The organism is Micromonospora sp. A202, assembly GCF_006715105.1.
GTDB classification, from domain to species: domain Bacteria; phylum Actinomycetota; class Actinomycetes; order Mycobacteriales; family Micromonosporaceae; genus Micromonospora; species Micromonospora zamorensis.
Window position 1 is genome coordinate 3,830,813 of sequence record NZ_VFMP01000001.1, and the last position, 19,598, is coordinate 3,850,410.

The following is a 19,598-nucleotide window of genomic DNA, read 5'->3' on the forward strand; positions in this document are numbered from 1 at the left end:
GACTCGGTCTACGGGAAGTCGCGGTGTCAGGTCGCCCCGGACACCGCGACTTCCGTGAAGCCGAGTCGATCATGGGCCGGCGGCGGGTGGCGCCGACCGGATCGGTCTCAGCGCGCGGTGCCGCGACCCGATCGACCCGCACCGGCGGAGGGCCGGTGCGCGATGCGGGGCGCCCGCACGGCGGAGGCGTTGCCGGCGCCGGGGCGGTAGTCCCGTGCCGCGCTGGCCACCATCTCGTCGGGGTCGCGGGTGAGCTGCTGCCGGATGTGCGCCGGCACGAGCTCGGACGTCGCCATCGCCAGGCGGACCTGCACCGACCGGTCGTCGACCAGGCGCTCCAGGTCGGCCTCGTCCAACTCCAACGAGCGGACCAGCGCGGCACGCACGTCGACCACCGGGTCCGCGGCGAGCGCGCTGCGCTGCGCGGCGGTGGTCCGCGGGTTGCGGGCGACCCCCTTGCGTACGCGGGCGGTGCGATCGGCCAGCAGGGTGTTGATGACTTCGAGGTCGTGGGTGTGGGTGGCGAGTCGTTCCCGTACCTCGGGTGAGACGTCGTCGGTCAGCTTGGCGGCCAGCTCGGGCTCCAGGTCCCGGCTCTCCGCAAGGAGGCCGCGAAGCTCCTTGTCCGATGCCTGCGCCATGGCCCGGCGGACCGACTCGTCGCAGGCCGGGTTGCTGGCGACCGCCCAGCGGATCCACCGGTCGTCGTCCTTGACCAGACGCAGGAGGTTGGCGATCGAGGTGGAAGGGTTCCTCGCCACGGCCTCCCGGACCTGACGATCCTGGTCCCTGGTGAGCGGTCGCAGGGCCTGCGCGGGCGCGTCGGCCCGAGCGGCGACCGCCTTGCGGACCACCGCCGACGGGTCGGACGCCAGGTCGATAAGGGTCATTTGTGGCGTTGTGGGGTCCTGTGCGAGGGCGAGCCGCGCGTCAGCATCGCCACCGATCGGACGGTGGGCGGTGGCGTCGGACCCGCTGTGACGGTCGGGCTCGCCGACGTCCTGCTGTTTCCCCATGACCCAATCATGTCACGCGCCCGATCCGGCACTGCGGGCCTGACCAGCGCCAGGTGGCACCTGGGCGGGTAGTCGCAGGCCGGACATGCCACCATCCACCGCCAGCGACGTCCCGGTCACCGACCCGGTGGTGGGCGACGCGAGGTAGACGACGGCGGCGGCCACCTCGTCGGCGGTCACCAGACGGCCGGTCGGCTGACGGGACGCGAGCTGCCGCTTCTCCGCCGTCGGGTCGGCCGCGCCGGCGAGCAGGCGGGCCACCCAGGGCGTGTCGACGGTGCCGGGGGCGACACAGTTGACCCGGACCCCCTCGGTCACCAGGTCGGCGGCCATGGCGAGGGTGAGGGCGTGCACGGCACCCTTCGACGCCGAGTACAGGGCGCGTCGGGGCAGGCCGACGGTCGCCGCGATCGACGAGATGTTGACGATCGCCGCCGACGACGATCGCCGCAGGTACGGCAGGGCGACAGCGCTGGTGCGGGCCACGCCGGTGACGTTGACGTCGAGCACCCTGTTCCACTGCTCGTCGTCGTCCTCCTCCACGGTGCCGACGGCGGAGATGCCGGCGTTGTTCACCAGGATGTCGATGCCCCCGAATGCCTCGGCGACCGAGGCGACGGCCCCGCTGAGCGAGGACCGGTCGGCCACGTCGGCCCGGACGCCGTGGACGTGCGGATCGTCGGGCAGGCCCGACACGTCCAGGTCCAGGACGCCGACCCGGGCCCCGGCGGCCACGAACGCCCGTACGCAGGCGTTGCCGATCCCCGAGCCACCGCCGGTCACCACCGCCACCAGGCCGTCACACCGCATGTTGCTCTCCCATTCCGAGTAGTCCTCCAGGTTGACGCACCGCCGTCAGGAAGGCCGTGCGGTCGAGCAGGTCGAGGCTCGTCAGACCCATGCCGGCCCGTCGGGGTACGCGTACCTGGCGAGGCTCTCCGGGCGCATCGCGGCGGAGAACCCAGGGACGGTCGGCACCACGTAGTGCCCGTCGGAGATCACCACCGGGTCGACGAAGTGCTCGTGCAGGTGGTCGACGTACTCGACGACCCGGTCACGGGTGGAGGCGGACACGGCCACGAAGTCGAACATGGACAGGTGCTGGACCAGCTCACAGAGGCCGACGCCCCCGGCGTGTGGGCACACCGGCACCCCGTACTTCGCGGCCAGCAACAGGATGGCGACGTTCTCGTTGACGCCACCCACCCGGCACGCGTCGATCTGCACGACGTCGACGGCGCCGGCCTGCAACAGCTGCTTGAACACCACCCGGTTCGCCACGTGCTCGCCGGTCGCGACCCGGATCGGCCCGCCACCGGGTGCGCTGGCCGACAGCGCCGACCGGATCGCCGCGTGGGCGAGCACGTCGTCGGGGCTGGTCGGCTCCTCGATCCACCACGGGTCGTACGGCGCCAGCTCCCGCATCCGGGTGACCGCCTCGGCGACGTCCCAGCGTTGGTTGGCGTCGACGGCGATCCGAATGTCCGGGCCGACCGTTTCGCGGGCGATCCGGAGGCGGCGCACGTCGTCGGCGGCGTCCGCGCCCACCTTCAGCTTGATCTGGGTGAACCCGTCGGCCACCGCCTGCTTGGCCAGCCGGATCACCTTCTCGTCCGGGTAGCCGAGCCAGCCGGGCGACGTCGTGTACGCGGGATATCCCCGCTCGGTGAGCCGGACGATCCGCTCGGCCCGACCCGGCTGCGCCGCCCGCAGGATCTCCAGCGCCTCGTCGGGAGTCAACGCGTCGCTGAGGTACCGCCAGTCGACCAGGTCGACGATCTGCTCGGGGCTCAGGTCGGCCAGGTATCGCCAGACCGGTTTGCCCGCCCTCTTGGCGACCAGGTCCCACATCGCGTTGATCACCGCCGCCGTCGCCAGGTGCATCACCCCCTTCTCCGGGCCGAGCCAGCGCAACTGCGAGTCCTGGGTGAGCGAACGGGCGAACGCGCCGAGGTCGACGGTGTCCGGGTCGAGCCCGACCACGTACGGCACCAGCGCCTCGATCGCCGCCCGGCAGACCTCGTTGCCCCTCCCGATGGTGAAGGTGAAGCCGTGTCCGTCCGGCCCGTCGTCGGTGCTCAGCACCAGGTACGCGGCCGAGTAGTCGGGGTCCGGATTCATCGCGTCGGAACCGTCCAGGTCACGCGAGGTCGGGAACCGCACGTCGTACGTGTCGACGGAGGTGATCACCGCCATCAGGCCCTCCCGAGCGTGCTGCGCTGCCGGCCGAGACCGTCGATCTCGACCTCCATCACGTCGCCCGCGGCCAGGTACGGGAACCGGCCGGAGAGCGCCACCCCCTGCGGGGTGCCGGTGTTGATGACGTCGCCTGGGTCCAGGACGGTGTACTGCGACAGGTGCCAGACCAGGTACGCCACGTCGAAGATCATGTCCTTGGTGCTGGAGTCCTGTCGGGGCTCGCCGTTGACCCAGGAACGCAGCCGCAGCGCCTGCGGGTCCTCGATCTCGTCGGCGGTGACCAGCCACGGGCCGAGCGGCTGGAACGTCTCACAGGACTTGCCCTTCGACCACTGGCCTCCGGAGACGGCGAGCTGGAAGTCGCGCTCGGAGACGTCGTTGGACAGCGCGTACCCGGCGATGTGCCCGAGGGCGTCGGCCGGCGAGGCGAGGTAGCGGGCCCGGCGGCCGATCACGACCGCCAGTTCCACCTCCCAGTCGGTCTTCGTCGAGCCACGCGGGATCAGGACGTCGTCGTGGGGGCCGACGACGGTGTTGGGCGCCTTGTAGAAGATGATCGGAGCGGTCGGGGGCTCGGCGCCCGACTCGGCGGCGTGCGCGGCGTAGTTCTGCCCCACGCAGAGGACCACCCCGGGGCGGGCGACCGGCGCGCCGACCCGCTGCCCGGTGATGTCGACCTCGGGCAGGTCGGTGGCCTCCCGTGCCCGCTGGACGCCGTCGCCAGCGAGGAACTCCCCGTCGACGTCGGCGGTGAGCGACGAGAGGTCGAAGTGCCGTCCGTCGACGTACAGCACGGGGCGCTCCCGCCCCACGGGCCCGACGCGCATGAATTTCACGAACCAACCTCCAGTGCATAGGTACGAGTCGCGGTGCCCGCCAGCACGGCGGTCCGCTCGTCGGTCGACAACTCAGCCAGGCAGGCGTCGAGCGCCGTCCACGCCTCGGCGTACGAGGCGACGAGGTCGCAGACGGGCCAGTCGGAGCCGGCCATCAGGCGTTGCGGGCCGAACAGCTCCAGCGCGGTGTCGACGTACGGTCGGATGTCGGCCACCCGCCACCCGGTGCCGGCCTCGGTGAGCAGGCCGGAGAGCTTCGCGACGACGTTGTCGCAGGCGGCCAGGTCGCGCACCGCGGCGCGCCACCCGGCGAGACCATCCGCGTCGATCCGCGGTTTGCCCAGATGGTCGAGGACGAAGGTGACACCGGGAGTGGCCCGGGCCGCCTCGGCGCAGGCGGGCAACTGCCCGAGGTGCACGACCAGGTCGAAGGTCAGCCCAGCGGCCCCGATCGCCGCGAGGGCGGCACGCACGTCGGGACGGGCGAGGTGCCCTGGGTCGGCGACCGCCTGCACCTGGTCGCGGATGCCGACCAGCTTCGTCGCGCCGGGCAGGCCCCGGTAGCCGGCGAGGGTGGCGGGCAGAGCCGGGTCGGTGAGCGACGCCCAGCCGACCACGCCGGCGATCCGGGGGGTGGCGGCGGCGAGGGCGAGGAACTCGGCGGTCTCGGCGGCGTCGCAGCGGCCGGCCTCGACCAGCACCGTCGCCGTCACACCGGCCGCGTCGAGCCGGGGTACGAGGTCGGCGATGGTGTAGTCGCGCCGGATCGATTCCAGGCCCGGTGCGGCGAGCCAGGGACAGTCGGCGGTCCACAGGTGATGGTGGGCGTCGATGATCATGGCGTTGGCACCTCCCCCGGCAGCAGACCCTCGGCCTTCAGGTCCGCCCACAGCGCGTCCGGAACGTCCCACTCGAACATCGCCACGTTGTCGGCGATCTGCTCCGGGTCCTGGGCGCCGATCACCACGCTCGCGACCGCCGGATGGCCGAGCGGGAACTGGATCGCCGCGGCACGCAGCGGCACGCCGTGCCGCTCGCACACCGACCGGATCGCCGTGGCTCGGCGCAGCAGCCCCGCGTCGGCCGGCCGGTAGTCGTAGTGGGCACCCGGCCGCGGGTCGGCCAGCAGGCCCGAGTTGTAGACCCCGGCGGCGAGGACCGAGATCCCCTTCTGCCGGCACAGCGGCAGCAGCTCGTCGAGGCCGGACTGGTCGAGCAGCGTGTACCGGCCGGCGAGCATGAAGCAGTCGAAGTCGCCGGCGTGGGCCAGCTCGACCAGCGCCGGGGCCTGGTTCATCCCGGCGCCGACCGCGCCGATCTCACCGGCCTCGCGCAGCCGCGCCAGCTCCGGGTACGCCTCCGCCGCCGCCTCGGCGAGGTGGTCGTCCGGGTCGTGGATGTGCGCGATGTCGACCCGGTCCAGCCCCAACCGGGCCAGGCTCTCCGCGTGCGAGCGGCGCACCCCGGCGGCGGAGAAGTCGAACCGCGGCGACAGGTCGGTCGACTCGGCCCAGAACCCCTGCCCGTCGCCACCGCCGGGGACGAGCAGCCGACCCACCTTGGTGGAGAGGGCGAACTCGCCGCGCGGCTTGCCGGCGAGGACCGCCCCGGCCCGCCGTTCGGAGAGGCCGCAGCCGTAGAGCGGGGCGGTGTCGAAGTAGCGCAGCCCGAGGTCCCAGGCCGCCTCGACGGTGGCGTGGGCGACCTCGTCGCCGACGGCGGTGAAGAGGCCGCCGATCGGGGCGAGCCCCAGACCGAGCCGGGTCACCGCCACGTCCGTACGCCCCACTGTCACCTGGTCCGTGGCCCTCACGCCACCACCCCCTGCCCGTCGTGGATGAAGCGGATCACCGACTGGCTCATCCGGTCATAGTCGTGGTCGTTGTCCAACTCCCCGACGATGGCGAACTCCCGCATCACCGCGATCCGGTCGGCGAGGGTCACCATTTCCGGCAGGTCCGACGAGATCAGCAGGATCGCCATCCCCCGCGCGGCGAGACCGGCGATCAACTCGTGGAAGGCCGCCTTGGTGCGGACGTCGATTCCCACTGTGGGTTCGTCGATGATGAGCACGTCGCAGTCGGCGGCCAACCACTTGGCGAGGCTGACCTTCTGCTGGTTGCCGCCGGAGAGCTGGCCGGCGTGCTGGTCGGGCGAGGCGAGGCGGATGCCCAGCCGGTCCGCGTACTCGTCGACCAGGGACCGCTCCGCCCGGTCCCGGACCAGGCCGAGCCGGGCCAGCTTGCGCCACACCGTCACCGCCGTGTTGTGGGCGACGGTCTGGTCGAGGAAGAGGCCCTCCTCCTTGCGGTTCTCGGTGACGTATCCGATCCGGTGCCGGTGCAGGGCGTCGCCCACGTCCCGGATCCGGGCCGGGCACCCGTGCACCCGCACCTCACCGGCGGTGATCCGGTCGAGGCCGAGGAGCGCCTTGGCCAGCTCGCTGCGGCCGGCACCGACCAGCCCGTACAGGCCGACGATCTCGCCGGGGCGTACGACGAGACTGACGTCGTGGTGGCCGGCGGTGGTCGCGACGTGATCCAGAGCCAGGGCCGGTTCGGTGTCCGCGTCGACGGTGCGCTCGGCGAGGTGCACCTGCTGGTACGCCCGGCCGACCATCAGGTCGACGATCTGCTCGCGGGTGTGGTCGGCGAGGGGCTCGGCCTCGGCGACGCTGCGCCCGTCGCGCAGCACGGTCACCGTGTCGGCGACCGCGAAGACCTCCTCCAGCTTGTGGCTGACCAGCACGGTGGCGTGACCCCGCTCGGACAGTCGCCGCACGATCCCGTAGAGCCGGTCGGCCTCGTCGTTGGTCAGCGAGGCGGTCGGTTCGTCGAGCAGCAGCACCGTCGAGTCGGCCGACAACGCCTTGGCGATCTCCACCAACTGCATCTGGGCCACCGAGAGCCGCGACACCGGCAGGTCGGGGTCCAGGTCGAGGTCGAGCAGGTCGAGGCACCGACGTGCCTCGACGCGCAGCGCCGCCCGGTCGAGCAGGCCGGCGCGCCGGGGCAGGTGTTGCAGGCAGATGTTCTCCGCGACGGTGAACGCCGGGATGAGGTTCCGCTCCTGGTGCACCACACCGATGCCGGCCCGCTGGGCGTCCTGCGGGTTGCCGAGCTGCACCGTACGCAGCTCGCCGTCCGGCCCGGGCAGCCGCAGGAGCCCACCGTCCGGCCGGTACACCCCGGTGAGGATCTTGATCAGGGTGCTCTTGCCGGCGCCGTTCTCGCCGAGCAACGCGTGCACGCTGCCGGCGGTCAGGGTCAGCGTCGCCTCGTCCAGGGCACGCACCCCGGGGAACGTCTTGACCAGGTTCTCCGCGGACAGCACGATGCTCATCGCTGGCCTCCGGAGAGCTTGTCGCGGAACTGACCGAGCAGCACCGCGCCCAGGACGACCGCGCCGATGATGAGGTCGACCCACCGCCGGTTGATGTCGAACTGCGACTGGCTCACGTCGACCAGCCTTACCAGGAAGGCCGCGAGGACCGTGCCGGTCACGCTGATCATGCCGCCGGCCAGGGCCACTCCGCCGATGATCGGCGCGGCGAAGCTGGGCAGCAGCAGGTCGTCGCCGATCGAGGCGTTCACCGAGCCGAAGGCGGCCACCACGATCACGGCGGCGAACCCGGCCAGCAGCCCGGACAGGGTGTGGGCCAGCACCAGCGCCCGGTCGTTGGAGATGCCCGACAACCGGGCCGCGAACGGGTTGCCGCCGGAGGCGAGCAGGTGCCGCCCCGGCACGGTACGACGGAAGAAGAGCGCGACCGCGACCGCGATGGCGACCGCCAGCAGGAACACCACTGGCACCCCCGCCAGGGACGCCTGCCCGAACTCCCGCAGCCCGGGCGAGTAGCCCTGGTAGGTGCCGGTGCCGTTCACCCCGTACCGCAGCCCCTCGAGGATCGTCATGGTGGCGAGGGTGACGATGAACCCGTTGATCCGGGTGAAGATCACCAACAGGCCGTTGACCAGGCCGACGGTGGCGCCGAGGGCCAGCGCGGCGAGCACCGCGACCGGGGCCGGCAGACCAGCGTCGATCATCAGCCAGCCCGAGGCCACCGCGCAGAACCCGGTGAGCACGCCCACCGAGAGGTTCATCTGACCGACGGCGAGCACCACCATCTGGGCCAGACCGATGACGATCGGCAGGGCGAGGAAGCGCAGGAACGCGTCCAACGTGCCGGCGGTGAGCAGGTTGAAGTCGGTGGCGACCGCGAGCGCCGCGAACCCGAGGGCGGCGATCACTGCGAGGGTGAACTCGTTGGTCCGGACCAGGCTCCTCATGATGTCGACACCGCCCTTCGTTCGGCGATCACGGCTCGCAGCCGGTCCAGCGACAGCGCCGCGAGCAGGACCAGTCCGATGTAGAGCTTCAGCTCCTCCAGGGAGAACTGGAGCAGGTTGAGGCCCTTGTAGATGACCTGGGTGAGGGTCGCGCCGAGTGCGGTGCCGAGCACGCTGACCGCGCCACCGGCGAGCAGTGTGCCGCCGAGCACCGGGGCCAGGAACGACGGCAGCAGGAACGACTCCCCGATGTTGGCGGAGAAGGCCCCGTTGTTGGCGGCCAGCAGGAACCCGGCCAGTGCGGCGAGCAGCCCGCTCACCGCGTGTGCGGCGACGATCCGACGGTGTGTGGGGATGCCGGACAGCTCGGCGGCGACCGTGTTGGAGCCCGTCATCAGGATCTCCCGGCCCAGCCGGGCATGCCGGAACAGCAGCCCGACGCCGAGCGCCGCCGCGACCGCGATCGGCACGACCAGCGGGATCCGGGGTCCGCAGACGTCCCCCATGCAGTAGTCGGCGAAGGTGTCGAAGCGCAGGGCGGACAGCCCGCTGGGCTGCACCGCGAACGACACCCCGCCGGTGGCCCACGTGTAGAGAATGGTGACCAGGCCCAGCAGCCCGAAGTCGAGCGCGAGGGTCACCACGAAGGAGTTGACGCCGGTCTTGGCGATGAGCAGGCCGGCGAGCGCGCCGATGCCCGCCCCGACGGCGAGGCCCACCAGCAGCCCGACCAGCAGGGGTACGCCGAGCCGGTCGTAGACGAGGCCCATCGCGAAGGTGGACAGCGCGGCCATCCGGCCGACCGCCATGTTCATGTGCCCGAGCGAGAGCACGGCGAGCTGGGCGAGACCGACCACGACGTACACGCTGATGTCGGCCTGTAGCGGCGCGAGGGTGAGCCGGGGGTCGAGGAACGCGGGGGTCAGCGACGAGAAGAGCACGACCAGCGCGGCGATGACGATGAGCAGGCCGAGTCGGGGGTTCGCCCAGACCGGCAGGACCCGGGTGGGAGGCCGGGCCTCGGCGGCCGGAGGCGCCGCCGGCGCCTCCGGCGCGGTTTCGGTCTTCACGCCACCCTCCGGTCCTCGATCGCGTCGCGGTCCCAGTCGATGCCGAGGCCGGCCTCGCCTGGGGCGAGGGCGTGGCCGTCGACGATCGCGACCTCGGTCCGGGTGATCGCGCGCAGTTGCGGGATGTGCTCGACGTAGCGGCTGTTGGGCACGGCCGCGCAGAGGCTCACGTGCAGCTCCATGAGGAAGTGCGGGCAGACCACCACGTTGCACGCCTCGGCGAGGTGCGCGACCTTGAGCCACGGTGTGATGCCACCGATCCGCGCGACGTCGACCTGGACGATGCCGGCGGCCTGGCGGCGCAGGTACTCGGCGAACTGGCCGATGGAATACAGCGACTCCCCCACCGCGACGGGGATGCTGGTCGCGCGGGCGAGCAGCTCGTGCCCGGCGACGTCGTCGGCCGGCAGCGGCTCCTCGAACCAGGCGACCTGGTGCGGTTCGAGCAGCCGGGCCCGGCGGATCGCCTCCGCTGCGGTCAGGGACTGGTTGGCGTCGACCATCACATCGAAGTGGTCGCCCAGGGCCGCCCGGACCGCGCCGATCCGCGCCGCGTCCTCGGCCGGATTCGGCTTGCCCACCTTGAGCTTGACGCCGGGCCAGCCGGCCGCCTGGGAGATCTTCGCACCGGCGACCAGCTCGTCCTCGGTGAGGTGCAGCCAGCCGCCCTCCGTGTCGTACAACGGGATGCGGTCCTTGGCGCCGCCGGCGAGCACCCACAGGGGCAGGCCGGCGGCTCGGGCGCGCAGATCCCACAGCGCGGTGTCGACCGCGGCGAGCGCCAGCGAGGTGACGGCGCCGACGGTGGTGGCCCGGGTGGCGGCGTGCAGGTCACGCCAGATCGCCTCCACCCGCGCGGCGTCGCGGCCGACCAGGTGTGGCAGCAGGTAGTCGCGCAGCAGCGCGAGCACCGCGGTGCCGCCGGTCCCGATCGTGTACGAGTAGCCCGTGCCGTGCCCGCCGTCGGCCGTCCGTACCTCGACGAAGACCGTCTCCTGCTTGAGGAACGACTGCACCGCGTCGGTGCGGACGGTCTCGACGGGGATGTCGACGAGGTACGCCTCGGCCTTCGTGATCTTCGACATCAGTTGCACTTGAGCAGGTCGCCGTCGAACTTCTTCCGCAGTGCCTCGGTGGTCGCGGTGCGGTCGGCCTCGTAGCCGTCCAGCTTGTCCCTGGTCACCACGAACGAACCGGAGTCGATCGTCACGCCGGGCTCGGAGATCGTGCAGCCGCCGCTGAGCTTCATCAGCGCGTACGAGCCGACCCGGGCCTGGCCGACCGGGTTTTGCAGGACGGTGGCTGCCACCGATCCGCCCCGCAGCCCGTCGAGGACCGCCGGGTCGTCGTCGATGGCGATCACCTTGATGGGCAGCTTCGACTGGCGTACGCCCTCGGCGGAGGCGACCGCCGGGTTGTAGGCGGTGTTCACGATCGCCTGGATCTGGTGGCCCTTGGCGGCGAGCAGGTCGGCCACCGCCTTCTGGGCGCTCTGGAGGTCCTTGTCGATGTCGGTGACGCTCTGGACGAGCACCACCTTGCCGCCGGTCTCGGCGACCGCCTTCTCCACGCCCTTGATCCGGCGCTGGGTGTTGGAGTCGACCTTGTTGCCGGTCAGGTGCACCAGGTTGCCCTGGCCACCCATGGCGTCGATGGCGGCCTTGGCGCCCTTGTACGCGGCGACCTCGACGTCGGTGGAGAGGCAGAAATCGGCCTTGTTGGCCCCGGCGGGGCACGACGCCAGGGAGCCGACGGCGAAGCCCTGCCGCTTGAGGTCCTCGAAGGTGGAGTTGATGTTGTCCGGCGAGACGCCGAAGACGCCGAAGGCGTTGTAGCCCTGTGCGGCCAGGGACTTGAGCACGTCGTTCTGTTTGGTCTGGTCCCAGCCGGCCGTCTCGTTGAAGGTGACGTCGCCGAGCGAGAGCTCCGATTTCGCGGCGGCTCCGGCGTCCTTCCAGGGCTGGAAGTACGGGTGCGAACCGCCGGGCACCAGCGCGACCTTGACCTGGGCTGGTTCCCGGCCGCCGGCTTCGGTGTCGGTGGTGTCGCTCTTCTTGGTGCAGGCCACTGTGGTCGTGGCGAGGGCCAGGACGGTGAGGCCCGAGCCGATCCGGGACAGCATTCTGCGCGACATGTTCGTCTCCTCGGGGCGGTGGTGGTGAGACGGCGGCGGGGGAACCTATTTCCTATAGGATGTTGCTTTGCTAGTGTGTACTCGCTCACGCCAGCACAGTCAAGGGGTTGCTTAGGAGACGAGATGGCCCAGCAGGAAGCACGCGAGGGTCGACTCCGTCCCGCCCGTCGGCTCACCCTCAGCGAGGACGTCTACGAGTCGATAAAGACCCTGGTGATGGACCACATCCTTCCCCCTGGGGAGCGGGTCAACATAGACGCCCTCGCCCGTGAGCTGGACGTCTCCCCCACACCGGTCCGCGAGGCACTCGCCCGGTTGGAAGCCGACGGACTGGTCCGCAAGCGCCCCCTGTCCGGCTACACCACCACGCCCCTGCTGAGCCGCGCCGAGTTCGACGACCTGTTCGACGTCCGCCTGCTGCTGGAGGGCGCCACCGCCGGCCGGGCCGCCACGCACGCCTCCACCGAGGAACGACAGCGGATCACCGCTGAGGCCGCGGCGAGCATCGACGTGGAGGCCGGCGACGGTTACCGCCGACACGCCGCCTTCACCGCGCTGGACGCGAGATTCCACGACCTGATCGCCGAGGTCGCCGGCAGCCCCCTGCTGCGCGACAGCGTCACGCGGCTGCACTCGCACCTGCACCTTCACCGGCTGTACTTTCCGGTCACCGGCGCCCCGGACACCAACACCGAACACCAACGCATCGCCACCGCCATCGCCGCGGGTGACTCCGAGGCTGCCGCCGAGGCGATGCGGGCCCACCTGACCGCCGCCCGGGAGCGCCACCTGCCCGCCTTCGACCAGCTCCCCGACCCCGGAACACCGCGCGACCCGGTGTGATCCCGCCCCCGACACACGTGAGGAGTCGCCATGCGCATCGCCCTCTTCATCACCTGCGTCAACGACGTCGCCTACCCGGCCACCGGCATCGCGGTCACCCGCATCCTGCGGCGGCTCGGCCACACCGTCGACTTCCCCACCCGCCAGACCTGTTGCGGGCAGATGCACGCCAACACGGGCTACCGCGCCGAGGCGATGCCGATGGTGCGCAACTACGTCGACGTCTTCGACGGCTACGACGCCGTCGTCGTGCCGTCCGGGTCGTGCACCGCGATGATCCGCGACCAGTACCCGCACCTGCACCCGCCCGCCGCGTCGGTGGCCGCCCGCACCTACGAGCTGTCCGAGCTGCTCGTCGACGTCCTCGGCGTCACCGACGTCGGCGCCGAGTTCCCCGAGACGGTCACCTACCACCCCACCTGCCACGGCCTGCGGATGCTGCGGTTGGGTGACCGGCCGCTGCAACTGTTGCGTCAGGTTCGCGGCATCCGGCTGGTCGAGCTGGCCGACGCCGAGGAGTGCTGCGGTTTCGGCGGCACGTTCGCCCTGAAGAACCCGGACGTCTCCACAGCGATGCTCACCGACAAGTGCGCCCGGGTCGGTGAGACCGGCGCGCAGGTGCTCGCCGCCGCCGACAACTCCTGCCTGGCGCACATCGGGGGCGGCCTGGACCGCCACCGGTCGGGCGTGCGGGCCGTGCACTACGCCGAGATCCTCGCCGCGACGGGAGCCGCCTCATGAACCGTCCGGTCGCACCGGCCACCGGCAGCGGACGCATCCGCACGCCACTGCCCTTCCCGACCGCGGCCAGACCGGCCGTCGCCGACACCCAACTGCGCGCCAACCTGCACCGCGCCACCCGCACCATCCGGGACAAACGCGCCCGGGTCGTCGACGAGGTACCCGACTGGGAGGCCCTCCGCGACACCGGCGCCGCGATCAAGGCGGACGTCCAACGCCGGTTGCCGGAGCTGCTGGAGCAGTTCGAGGCGTCCGCCACCGCTGCCGGCGCCACAGTGCACTGGGCCCGGGACGCGGCCGAGGCCTGCCGGATCGTGGTCGAGCTGACCCGGGCCACCGGGGCCGACGAGGTCGTGAAGGTCAAGTCGATGGCGACCCAGGAGATCGAGCTCAACGAGGCCCTGGAGGCGGCCGGGATCGCTGCGTACGAGACCGACCTGGCCGAGCTGATCGTGCAGCTCGGCGACGACACGCCCTCGCACATCCTGGTGCCGGCGATCCACTACAACCGGGCGCAGATCCGGGAGATCTTCCAGCGTCGAATGCCCGACGTGCCGGCCGACCTCAGTGACGAGCCGTCCGCGTTGGCCGAGGCGGCCCGCGCGCATCTGCGCCGACGTTTCCTCTCGGCCCGGGTGGCCGTGTCCGGCGCCAACTTCGCCATCGCCGACACCGGCACGTTGGTGGTCGTGGAGTCCGAGGGCAACGGGCGGATGTGCCTCACCCTCCCGGAGACGCTGATCAGCGTCGTGGGCGTCGAGAAGCTGCTGCCGACCTTCACCGACCTGGAGGTCTTCCTGCAACTGCTGCCGCGGTCGTCGACCGGTGAGCGGATGAACCCGTACACCTCGATGTGGACGGGCGTCACCCCCGGTGACGGGCCACAGGACGTGCACGTGGTGCTGGTCGACAATGGACGCTCCGCGGTGCTGGCCGACCCGGTCGGGCGGCCGGCACTGTCGTGCATCCGCTGCTCCGCCTGCCTGAACGTCTGCCCGGTGTACGAGCGGGCCGGCGGACACGCGTACGGCTCGGTGTATCCGGGGCCGATCGGGGCGATCCTGTCACCTCAGTTGACCGGCGTGGCCGACAACGCGTCCCTGCCGTACGCGTCGACCCTCTGCGGCGCCTGCTACGACGTGTGTCCCGTGAAGATCAACATTCCGGAGATCCTGGTCCACCTCCGCCAGCAGGCACCGCATCCACTGGCCGAACGCGCCACCATGGGCGTCCTGTCGTGGGTGATGCGCAGCCCTCGGCGCTGGGCCGCCGCCCTGCGTCTGGCCCGGACCGGCGCGGGCCCTCTCGGGGCGTACCGCGAACGGCGCACCGGGGCTCGGACACTGCGCCGGCTGCCCTGGCCCGTCTCCGCGTGGACCCGGTCGCGTGACCTGCCGCTGCCCGCGGCGCAGACCTTCCGAGAATGGTGGGGAAAGCAGTGACCGCACGTGACGAGATCCTGGCGCGGCTCCGCACGGCCCTGGCCGACGACCCGCCGCCCGTGGAGGTGCCCCGCCGGTACCGCCGGGTCGGTGACCGCCCCGACCCGGTCGCCATCCTCGTCGACCGGCTGGAGGACTACCGGGCGGTCGTCCATCACGGCATCGGCTCTCTGCCCGGGTTGCTGGCCGGGGTGGACCGGCTCGCCGTGCCCGTCGACGTCCCCGCCGGCTGGCTGACCGGCTACGCCGGGCAGGTGCACCGCGACGCTCCCCCGCTGACACCGGCCGACCTCGACGCGATGGACGCGGTCCTGACCGGCTGCGCCGTGGCGGTCGCCGAGACGGGGACCATCATCCTCGACGCCGGCCCGGCGCAGGGGCGACGAGCGCTCACCCTGGTGCCCGACCGGCACATCTGTGTCGTGCGCGCCGACCAGGTCGTCGGCCTGCTGCCGGAGGCGCTGACCCGGCTGGACCCGCGCGCGGCACAGACCTGGATCTCGGGCCCCTCCGCGACCAGCGACATCGAACTCAACCGGGTCGAGGGTGTGCACGGGCCGCGCCGGCTGGAGATCGTGCTGGTCGACGGCACCTCAGGAGCGTGACGCCACCTGCTCGTCGCCTGACGGGGTCTCCTCCCGCAGCGGGATGCCCCGCAGGTTCAGCACCATGACGACACCCACGCCGACCACCAGCGCGATGTCGGCGACGTTGCCGACGAAGAACCCCGCGTAGTCGATGAAGTCCACCACGTGCCCCCGGGCGAACCCCGGCTCGCGGAAAAGACGGTCCAGCAGGTGGGTCGTCGCGCCGCCGAGCACCAGCCCCAACGCCACCGCCCAGGCGCGCGACATGACCCGCCGCGCCACGACCGTCACCGCGACCACCGCCGCGGCCGCGAACACCGCGAAGATCCAGGTGTACGCGGCGCCGATCGAGAACGCGGCACCCGGGTTGTAGACGAGTCGCAGTTGCAGCAGCTCACCGACGACGGTGATGGTCTGCCCGTCGGACAGCGCGGACTCGGCCCAGTACTTGGTGAGCTGATCCGCGGCGAGCACCACAGCAGCGATCAACACGACGGCGCGGAACATCCCGGAACCCTAGCCGCTCGACCTGGTTTTGCCATCTGAGGAAAAAGATCGCCACCTCTTGAAAAAAGTCTCACGGCGGTGAGGATATTCAAATGCGTCGTCTCCCTCAGACTTGCGGGCGGGTGGTCTCGGGCCTCCTTGCGCTCCTCCTCGCCTCGGCGGTCGCCCTCCTCGCGTCCGCCCAACCCGCCGCAGCTCACGGGACTCTCGCCATGTCCACTCCGGCGAGCGGCGCCACGGTGAGCGAGCCGTTGACGTCGGTGCAGCTCTACTTCACCGAGAAGGCCGCCGCCAACGCGTTCTTCACGATCACCGCCCCGGGCGGCGTCCGGGTCGACAACGGCTGGTCGTACGGGGAGCCGAAGCCGCTGGACAAGCCGGTGCGGGAGTACTTCCTGGTCAACGGGCAGTTCGAGCCACGGGAGTACACGACGGGGTTCCCGGCGGTGGTGCCCGTCTCCCACCTGCCGGCCAAGGGCCAGTACTCGGTGAGCTACCTGTCGGTCGCCTCCGACGGCGACACCGTGCGGGGCACGTTGACCTTCCGCTACAACGGGCGGGTGACGGCAGCGCCGCAGGGGTGGAGCCCGCCGTCGACCCAGCCGGACCCGGCGCTGGTGGCCGCCACCGAGCAGCACGGATCATCCGGGCAGGCCTCAGCGGTTCCGACCGCCGCGGCCGAACCGTCGACCTCGCCGGCCGCGGTCACGGTGGCGCCACCGGCCGAGGAGAGCGGCCCCGGAGCACTGACCTGGGTCGGTTGGGCGGTGGCGGTCGCGGCGGCCGGGGCGGCAGCCGGATTCGTCGTCTGGCGTCGCCGATCGGCTTCCACCGGAAAATCCACCGGCCGGGGCCGTACCTCGTCGGCGACCTCCGGTCGACGCGGCGGCGGCGCCCGTTCCACGACCAGGACCGGCGCCGGCAAGACCGTCGGTGCCAAGCCGAGCGCCGGCAAGGTCGACCCGGGCCCACGGCCCGACACGGACCTCGCCGCCGTGACACCTGGGTCCCGGCTGAGCAACACCCACCTGGCGCTGCTGGTCGGTGGGCTGGTGATCGCCCTGCTGGCCGGGTTCGGGCTGGCTCGCATCGGGACCGGCGACGAGAGCCCGGCGGGCGGCACCGCCCGACAGGCCGCGGGCGTTCCACCCGCCCCGGGGCAGGCGGAGTCCGCGACCGACGGACACCAACACCCGGCGGGCACCGGGCCGCACACGCATCGCGGTGACGGCGCGACGGGTGAGACGCTGGCGACCGGGACGACGGTCAGCGCCGGTGGGTACACCCTGCAACCGCTGGAGCGGTCCCAACCCCCCGGTGTACGCGCGGACTACCGGTTCCGCATCGTCGGGACCGACCGGCAGCCGGCGACGCGTTTCGCTGTCGTCCACGACAAGCCGTTGCACCTGATCGTGGTGGGCCGCGACCTGTCCGGCTACCAGCACCTGCACCCGACGATGGCGCCCGACGGCACCTGGAGCGTCCCTGTGACGCTGCCCCGGCCCGGCGGCTACCGCGTCTACGCGGACTTCTCCGTCACCGCGACCAACGGCACGCAGGTCCCTCTCGTGCTGGGTGTCGACCACACCGTGCCCGGCGCGCACACCCCGACCGCGCTGCCGCCGGCGCAGGCCGAGACGACGGCCGGGCCGTACGCGGTGTCGATGAACGGCACCCCGACGGTGGGGGTGACGGCACCGATGCACTTCCAGGTCAGCGCCGACCCGACCACGCCGGTGCAGTTGGAGCCGTACCTGGGCGCGTACGGGCACCTGGTCGTCGTCCGCGAGGGCGACCTCGGGTACGTGCACGTCCACCCCGAGCCGGAGCTGGTCGACGGGTCGGTCAAGTTCTGGCTGACCGCGCCGAGTTCGGGCCGGTACCGGGCGTTCTTCGACTTCCAGGTCGCCGGCAAGGTGCACACCGCCGAGTTCACGATCAACGTGCCCTGAGACCGGAACTTTTTCCCTGCTGCGGCCGACCATCCAGCCAGCAGCAATCATCGGCTCACCGACGCCGCCAGGCGGAAGCTCTGGCGGCGTACGCGGCCTGCCGCTGTGGGCACTGCTGATCGGCGTACCGGTGATCGTGGCGATCGGCTGGGCGCTTCCCCTGTTCGGGCTCACCCTGCCCGTCTTCCTCGTCATCGACGTCGTCGTCGGCGCGGTGTCCGACGCCGACTACTCGCCGAGGCTCCCACCTCTCCGGCACGCGTCAGGAACTGATCCGCGAGGGCCAGTCACAGTGGTCAGACCACCGTCTGCTTTGTGGTCGGCAAGGCATCGACCATCGACTTCTGCACGTTGATCGTGTCCGCGATGATCTCGTGGGGCGTGTTGGCCATCCACTGCATCACCGAGATGTCCTCGAAGCGCGGGTGCCGGAACATCTCCAGGAACACCAGCGGTTCGTCGCCGGTGTTCTCGATGTAGTGCCCGTACGCGAACGGCACGTAGCCCACGTCGCCGGCCTGGAAGTCGAACGTCCGGGCGGCGGCCTGGGCCGCGAAGACGCCCATCCGACCGGGTGCCGGAGATGTAGTACTGCCACTCGTCGGTGGTGGGATGCCAGTGCAGTTCGCGCATTCCCCCGGGCTCGACCTCGACGAGGGCGGCGGCGGTGGTCACGGACGCGGCGAAGTTTGTCGAGTCGGTGACCCGTACCGTCCCGCCGCGGAAGCGTTGCGGGGTCTGGGCGGTCATCCGGTGTTTGAAGCTGCGCGGGATGTCACCGGTGGGGCTGACCACCCGGTCCTGTTGCAGGGGCGGGGGCACGTCGCCCTGGAAGATGTACTTCTCCCGCTCGGGCAGGTTCTCCATCTCTTCTATGGTCCAGCCGAAGTTCTTGGCTAGGACGTGCCGGGGCGTGTGGGCGAAGAAGTCGCTGAGCAGGAAGGTGTTGTTCTCCGAGAACGCGCCGTCGTTGAAGACGAGCAGGAACTGGGCGCCCTCGTCCAGCGCCTGGATGTTGTGCGGCACACCCTGCGGAAAGAACCACAGGTCGCCCTCCTTCACGTCCTCGATGAAGTTGCGTCCCTCGTGGTCGACCGCGCTGATCCGGCAACTGCCGCTGAGCATGTAGGCCCACTCCGACTGCTGGTGCCAGTGGATCTCGCGGTATCCGCCCGGCTCCAGGCCGAATTGGACGCCGGCCAACTGGGTGGCGATCGGCAGATCCCGGGCGGTGACCTCGCGGGTCCAGCCACCCTTCTCCACCCGGGTGTGCGCCTGGGAGAACGAGAACTTCAGGTTGGGCACCAGTCGACTGTCGGTCGTCGGCGGCACCACCAGGTCGGGGTTCTGCCGCTCGAGTGCGATGTTGCGGCCCGGGATGGGCGGGCCGCCCTGGTCGCCGCGTCGCGGCTGGGGATCGCTGTTCGCCATGATCGCTGTCTCCTCACTCCGGCCGGGCCGGGCCTGGCGCGGACACGGATCCGCCTCGCAGGCGTGGCCGGGACGGCAGCCCCAGCAGGGTGCGCACCGCGGGCCATCCGTACTGGAGCGCGATCGCGGCGGGAACCGCCACCGCGGTCGCCACCACCACCAGACGGGTCCACGGCGGAGCGTGGCCACCCGCCCCGGTGCCGGCGAACACGACGAGAGCCAGCAGTACGACCCGGAGCCGGTGCACGCCCGGGAGCCCGGTCCGCCCCGGCTGCTCGCCCCGATCGTTGGCTGTCGAACAGCAGTCGGGCCCACTCGTTGCGCTGCTCGGCAGCCAACCATCGAGGGGCGACGTGGAGTGAGCCATGCTTTCGATGATCGGGGCCGGTGCGGCGCCGTCGCATCACGTGATCGCGCCATTACGGCACGCCAAATCCGGGACGTCGTGGGCCATTCGGCGCAATCGCGCCGGTTCGTCGATCTGGTCGCCCGCCTCTGCCGCCATGGCTAGGCTCGGTCGCAGGACGGCATTACGACGCGCCGGGTAACCA

The 19,598-nt window shown here is 71.5% G+C and carries 19 protein-coding genes and 1 pseudogene; 5 read left to right on the forward strand and 15 right to left on the reverse strand.

Annotated features, from left to right (window positions below):
• Positions 1–107 precede the first annotated feature (107 nt).
• From FBZ33_RS17810 to FBZ33_RS17860, 11 genes are all read right to left on the reverse strand, one after another.
• Positions 108–890, reverse strand: a complete 783-nt coding sequence (locus FBZ33_RS17810) for a hypothetical protein (RefSeq protein WP_141909937.1) — start codon at positions 888–890, stop codon at positions 108–110.
• Between the two features lie 138 nt (positions 891–1,028).
• A complete protein-coding gene (locus FBZ33_RS17815; RefSeq protein WP_141909938.1) occupies positions 1,029–1,826 on the reverse strand; it encodes an SDR family NAD(P)-dependent oxidoreductase in 798 nt (265 codons plus the stop codon).
• Positions 1,827–1,907: 81 nt separating this feature from the next.
• Positions 1,908–3,212, reverse strand: a complete 1,305-nt coding sequence (locus tag FBZ33_RS17820; protein ID WP_141909939.1) for an L-fuconate dehydratase — start codon at positions 3,210–3,212, stop codon at positions 1,908–1,910.
• Positions 3,212–4,051, reverse strand: coding sequence for a fumarylacetoacetate hydrolase family protein (locus FBZ33_RS17825; RefSeq protein WP_141909940.1), 840 nt, complete (start codon positions 4,049–4,051; stop codon positions 3,212–3,214). Before FBZ33_RS17825 ends, FBZ33_RS17820 begins: the two co-directional genes overlap by 1 nt.
• Positions 4,048–4,890, reverse strand: coding sequence for an amidohydrolase (locus tag FBZ33_RS17830; protein ID WP_141909941.1), 843 nt, complete (start codon positions 4,888–4,890; stop codon positions 4,048–4,050). The genes FBZ33_RS17825 and FBZ33_RS17830 overlap by 4 nt, the downstream gene beginning before the upstream one ends.
• Positions 4,887–5,864 (reverse strand): aldo/keto reductase, encoded by a 978-nt coding sequence (locus FBZ33_RS17835; RefSeq protein ID WP_141909942.1) that lies wholly within the window; start codon positions 5,862–5,864, stop codon positions 4,887–4,889. Before FBZ33_RS17835 ends, FBZ33_RS17830 begins: the two co-directional genes overlap by 4 nt.
• Positions 5,861–7,393: a sugar ABC transporter ATP-binding protein gene (locus tag FBZ33_RS17840; protein ID WP_141909943.1), complete on the reverse strand. Its 1,533-nt coding sequence runs from the start codon at positions 7,391–7,393 to the stop codon at positions 5,861–5,863. Before FBZ33_RS17840 ends, FBZ33_RS17835 begins: the two co-directional genes overlap by 4 nt.
• Complete coding sequence (locus tag FBZ33_RS17845; protein WP_141909944.1) at positions 7,390–8,340, reverse strand: ABC transporter permease; 951 nt, start codon at positions 8,338–8,340, stop codon at positions 7,390–7,392. Before FBZ33_RS17845 ends, FBZ33_RS17840 begins: the two co-directional genes overlap by 4 nt.
• Positions 8,337–9,410, reverse strand: a complete 1,074-nt coding sequence (locus tag FBZ33_RS17850; protein WP_088948838.1) for an ABC transporter permease — start codon at positions 9,408–9,410, stop codon at positions 8,337–8,339. The genes FBZ33_RS17845 and FBZ33_RS17850 overlap by 4 nt, the downstream gene beginning before the upstream one ends.
• Positions 9,407–10,495: a mandelate racemase/muconate lactonizing enzyme family protein gene (locus FBZ33_RS17855; RefSeq protein WP_141909945.1), complete on the reverse strand. Its 1,089-nt coding sequence runs from the start codon at positions 10,493–10,495 to the stop codon at positions 9,407–9,409. Before FBZ33_RS17855 ends, FBZ33_RS17850 begins: the two co-directional genes overlap by 4 nt.
• Complete coding sequence (locus tag FBZ33_RS17860; RefSeq protein WP_221629477.1) at positions 10,495–11,544, reverse strand: substrate-binding domain-containing protein; 1,050 nt, start codon at positions 11,542–11,544, stop codon at positions 10,495–10,497. Before FBZ33_RS17860 ends, FBZ33_RS17855 begins: the two co-directional genes overlap by 1 nt.
• Positions 11,545–11,667: 123 nt before the next feature.
• On the opposite strand from FBZ33_RS17860, the gene FBZ33_RS17865 reads away from it, so the two are divergent.
• The 4 genes from FBZ33_RS17865 to FBZ33_RS17880 are packed head-to-tail and all read left to right on the forward strand — an operon-like array spanning position 11,668 to position 15,175.
• Positions 11,668–12,387 carry a GntR family transcriptional regulator gene (locus tag FBZ33_RS17865; protein WP_141909946.1) on the forward strand — a complete coding sequence of 240 codons (720 nt, stop codon included), beginning with the start codon at positions 11,668–11,670 and terminating at the stop codon, positions 12,385–12,387.
• A gap of 30 nt (positions 12,388–12,417) precedes the next feature.
• Complete coding sequence (locus FBZ33_RS17870; protein ID WP_088948842.1) at positions 12,418–13,128, forward strand: (Fe-S)-binding protein; 711 nt, start codon at positions 12,418–12,420, stop codon at positions 13,126–13,128.
• Positions 13,125–14,570: a LutB/LldF family L-lactate oxidation iron-sulfur protein gene (locus FBZ33_RS17875; RefSeq protein ID WP_141909947.1), complete on the forward strand. Its 1,446-nt coding sequence runs from the start codon at positions 13,125–13,127 to the stop codon at positions 14,568–14,570. The genes FBZ33_RS17870 and FBZ33_RS17875 overlap by 4 nt, the downstream gene beginning before the upstream one ends.
• A complete protein-coding gene (locus FBZ33_RS17880) occupies positions 14,567–15,175 on the forward strand; it encodes an LUD domain-containing protein (protein ID WP_255508931.1) in 609 nt (202 codons plus the stop codon). Before FBZ33_RS17875 ends, FBZ33_RS17880 begins: the two co-directional genes overlap by 4 nt.
• Here FBZ33_RS17880 and FBZ33_RS17885 read toward each other — a convergent pair.
• Positions 15,164–15,664 (reverse strand): signal peptidase II, encoded by a 501-nt coding sequence (locus FBZ33_RS17885; protein WP_141909948.1) that lies wholly within the window; start codon positions 15,662–15,664, stop codon positions 15,164–15,166. The genes FBZ33_RS17880 and FBZ33_RS17885 overlap by 12 nt on opposite strands.
• Positions 15,665–15,756: 92 nt before the next feature.
• Here FBZ33_RS17885 and FBZ33_RS17890 point away from each other — a divergent pair, with 92 nt between their 5' ends.
• A complete protein-coding gene (locus FBZ33_RS17890; RefSeq protein ID WP_141909949.1) occupies positions 15,757–17,616 on the forward strand; it encodes a copper resistance protein CopC in 1,860 nt (619 codons plus the stop codon).
• Between the two features lie 296 nt (positions 17,617–17,912).
• On the opposite strand, the gene FBZ33_RS33635 is transcribed toward FBZ33_RS17890, so the two are convergent.
• The 3 genes and pseudogenes from FBZ33_RS33635 to FBZ33_RS17900 form a co-directional block, all read right to left on the reverse strand.
• On the reverse strand, positions 17,913–18,182 hold the full coding sequence (locus tag FBZ33_RS33635) for a cupin domain-containing protein (protein ID WP_305069772.1): 270 nt from the start codon (positions 18,180–18,182) through the stop codon (positions 17,913–17,915).
• Positions 18,183–18,249: 67 nt separating this feature from the next.
• A pseudogene (locus tag FBZ33_RS17895) lies at positions 18,250–19,047 on the reverse strand (cupin domain-containing protein); the annotation flags it as partial.
• Positions 19,048–19,060: 13 nt separating this feature from the next.
• Complete coding sequence (locus FBZ33_RS17900; RefSeq protein ID WP_141909950.1) at positions 19,061–19,414, reverse strand: hypothetical protein; 354 nt, start codon at positions 19,412–19,414, stop codon at positions 19,061–19,063.
• Positions 19,415–19,598 lie beyond the last annotated feature (184 nt).

Excerpts from the sequence above, each read along its gene's own strand:
- FBZ33_RS17845 (WP_141909944.1), bottom strand. The coding sequence starts at position 8,340 with ATGAGGAGCCTGGTCCGGACCAACGAGTTCACCCTCGCAGTGATCGCC.
- FBZ33_RS17810 (WP_141909937.1), bottom strand. The coding sequence starts at position 890 with ATGACCCTTATCGACCTGGCGTCCGACCCGTCGGCGGTGGTCCGCAAG.
- FBZ33_RS17855 (WP_141909945.1), bottom strand. The coding sequence starts at position 10,495 with ATGTCGAAGATCACGAAGGCCGAGGCGTACCTCGTCGACATCCCCGTC.
- FBZ33_RS17860 (WP_221629477.1), bottom strand. The coding sequence starts at position 11,544 with ATGTCGCGCAGAATGCTGTCCCGGATCGGCTCGGGCCTCACCGTCCTG.
- FBZ33_RS17865 (WP_141909946.1), top strand. The coding sequence starts at position 11,668 with ATGGCCCAGCAGGAAGCACGCGAGGGTCGACTCCGTCCCGCCCGTCGG.
- FBZ33_RS17900 (WP_141909950.1), bottom strand. The coding sequence starts at position 19,414 with ATGGCTCACTCCACGTCGCCCCTCGATGGTTGGCTGCCGAGCAGCGCA.
- FBZ33_RS17885 (WP_141909948.1), bottom strand. The coding sequence starts at position 15,664 with ATGTTCCGCGCCGTCGTGTTGATCGCTGCTGTGGTGCTCGCCGCGGAT.
- FBZ33_RS17870 (WP_088948842.1), top strand. The coding sequence starts at position 12,418 with ATGCGCATCGCCCTCTTCATCACCTGCGTCAACGACGTCGCCTACCCG.
- FBZ33_RS17830 (WP_141909941.1), bottom strand. The coding sequence starts at position 4,890 with ATGATCATCGACGCCCACCATCACCTGTGGACCGCCGACTGTCCCTGG.
- FBZ33_RS17875 (WP_141909947.1), top strand. The coding sequence starts at position 13,125 with ATGAACCGTCCGGTCGCACCGGCCACCGGCAGCGGACGCATCCGCACG.
- FBZ33_RS17820 (WP_141909939.1), bottom strand. The coding sequence starts at position 3,212 with ATGGCGGTGATCACCTCCGTCGACACGTACGACGTGCGGTTCCCGACC.
- FBZ33_RS17815 (WP_141909938.1), bottom strand. The coding sequence starts at position 1,826 with ATGCGGTGTGACGGCCTGGTGGCGGTGGTGACCGGCGGTGGCTCGGGG.
- FBZ33_RS33635 (WP_305069772.1), bottom strand. The coding sequence starts at position 18,182 with ATGGGCGTCTTCGCGGCCCAGGCCGCCGCCCGGACGTTCGACTTCCAG.
- FBZ33_RS17840 (WP_141909943.1), bottom strand. The coding sequence starts at position 7,393 with ATGAGCATCGTGCTGTCCGCGGAGAACCTGGTCAAGACGTTCCCCGGG.
- FBZ33_RS17890 (WP_141909949.1), top strand. The coding sequence starts at position 15,757 with ATGCGTCGTCTCCCTCAGACTTGCGGGCGGGTGGTCTCGGGCCTCCTT.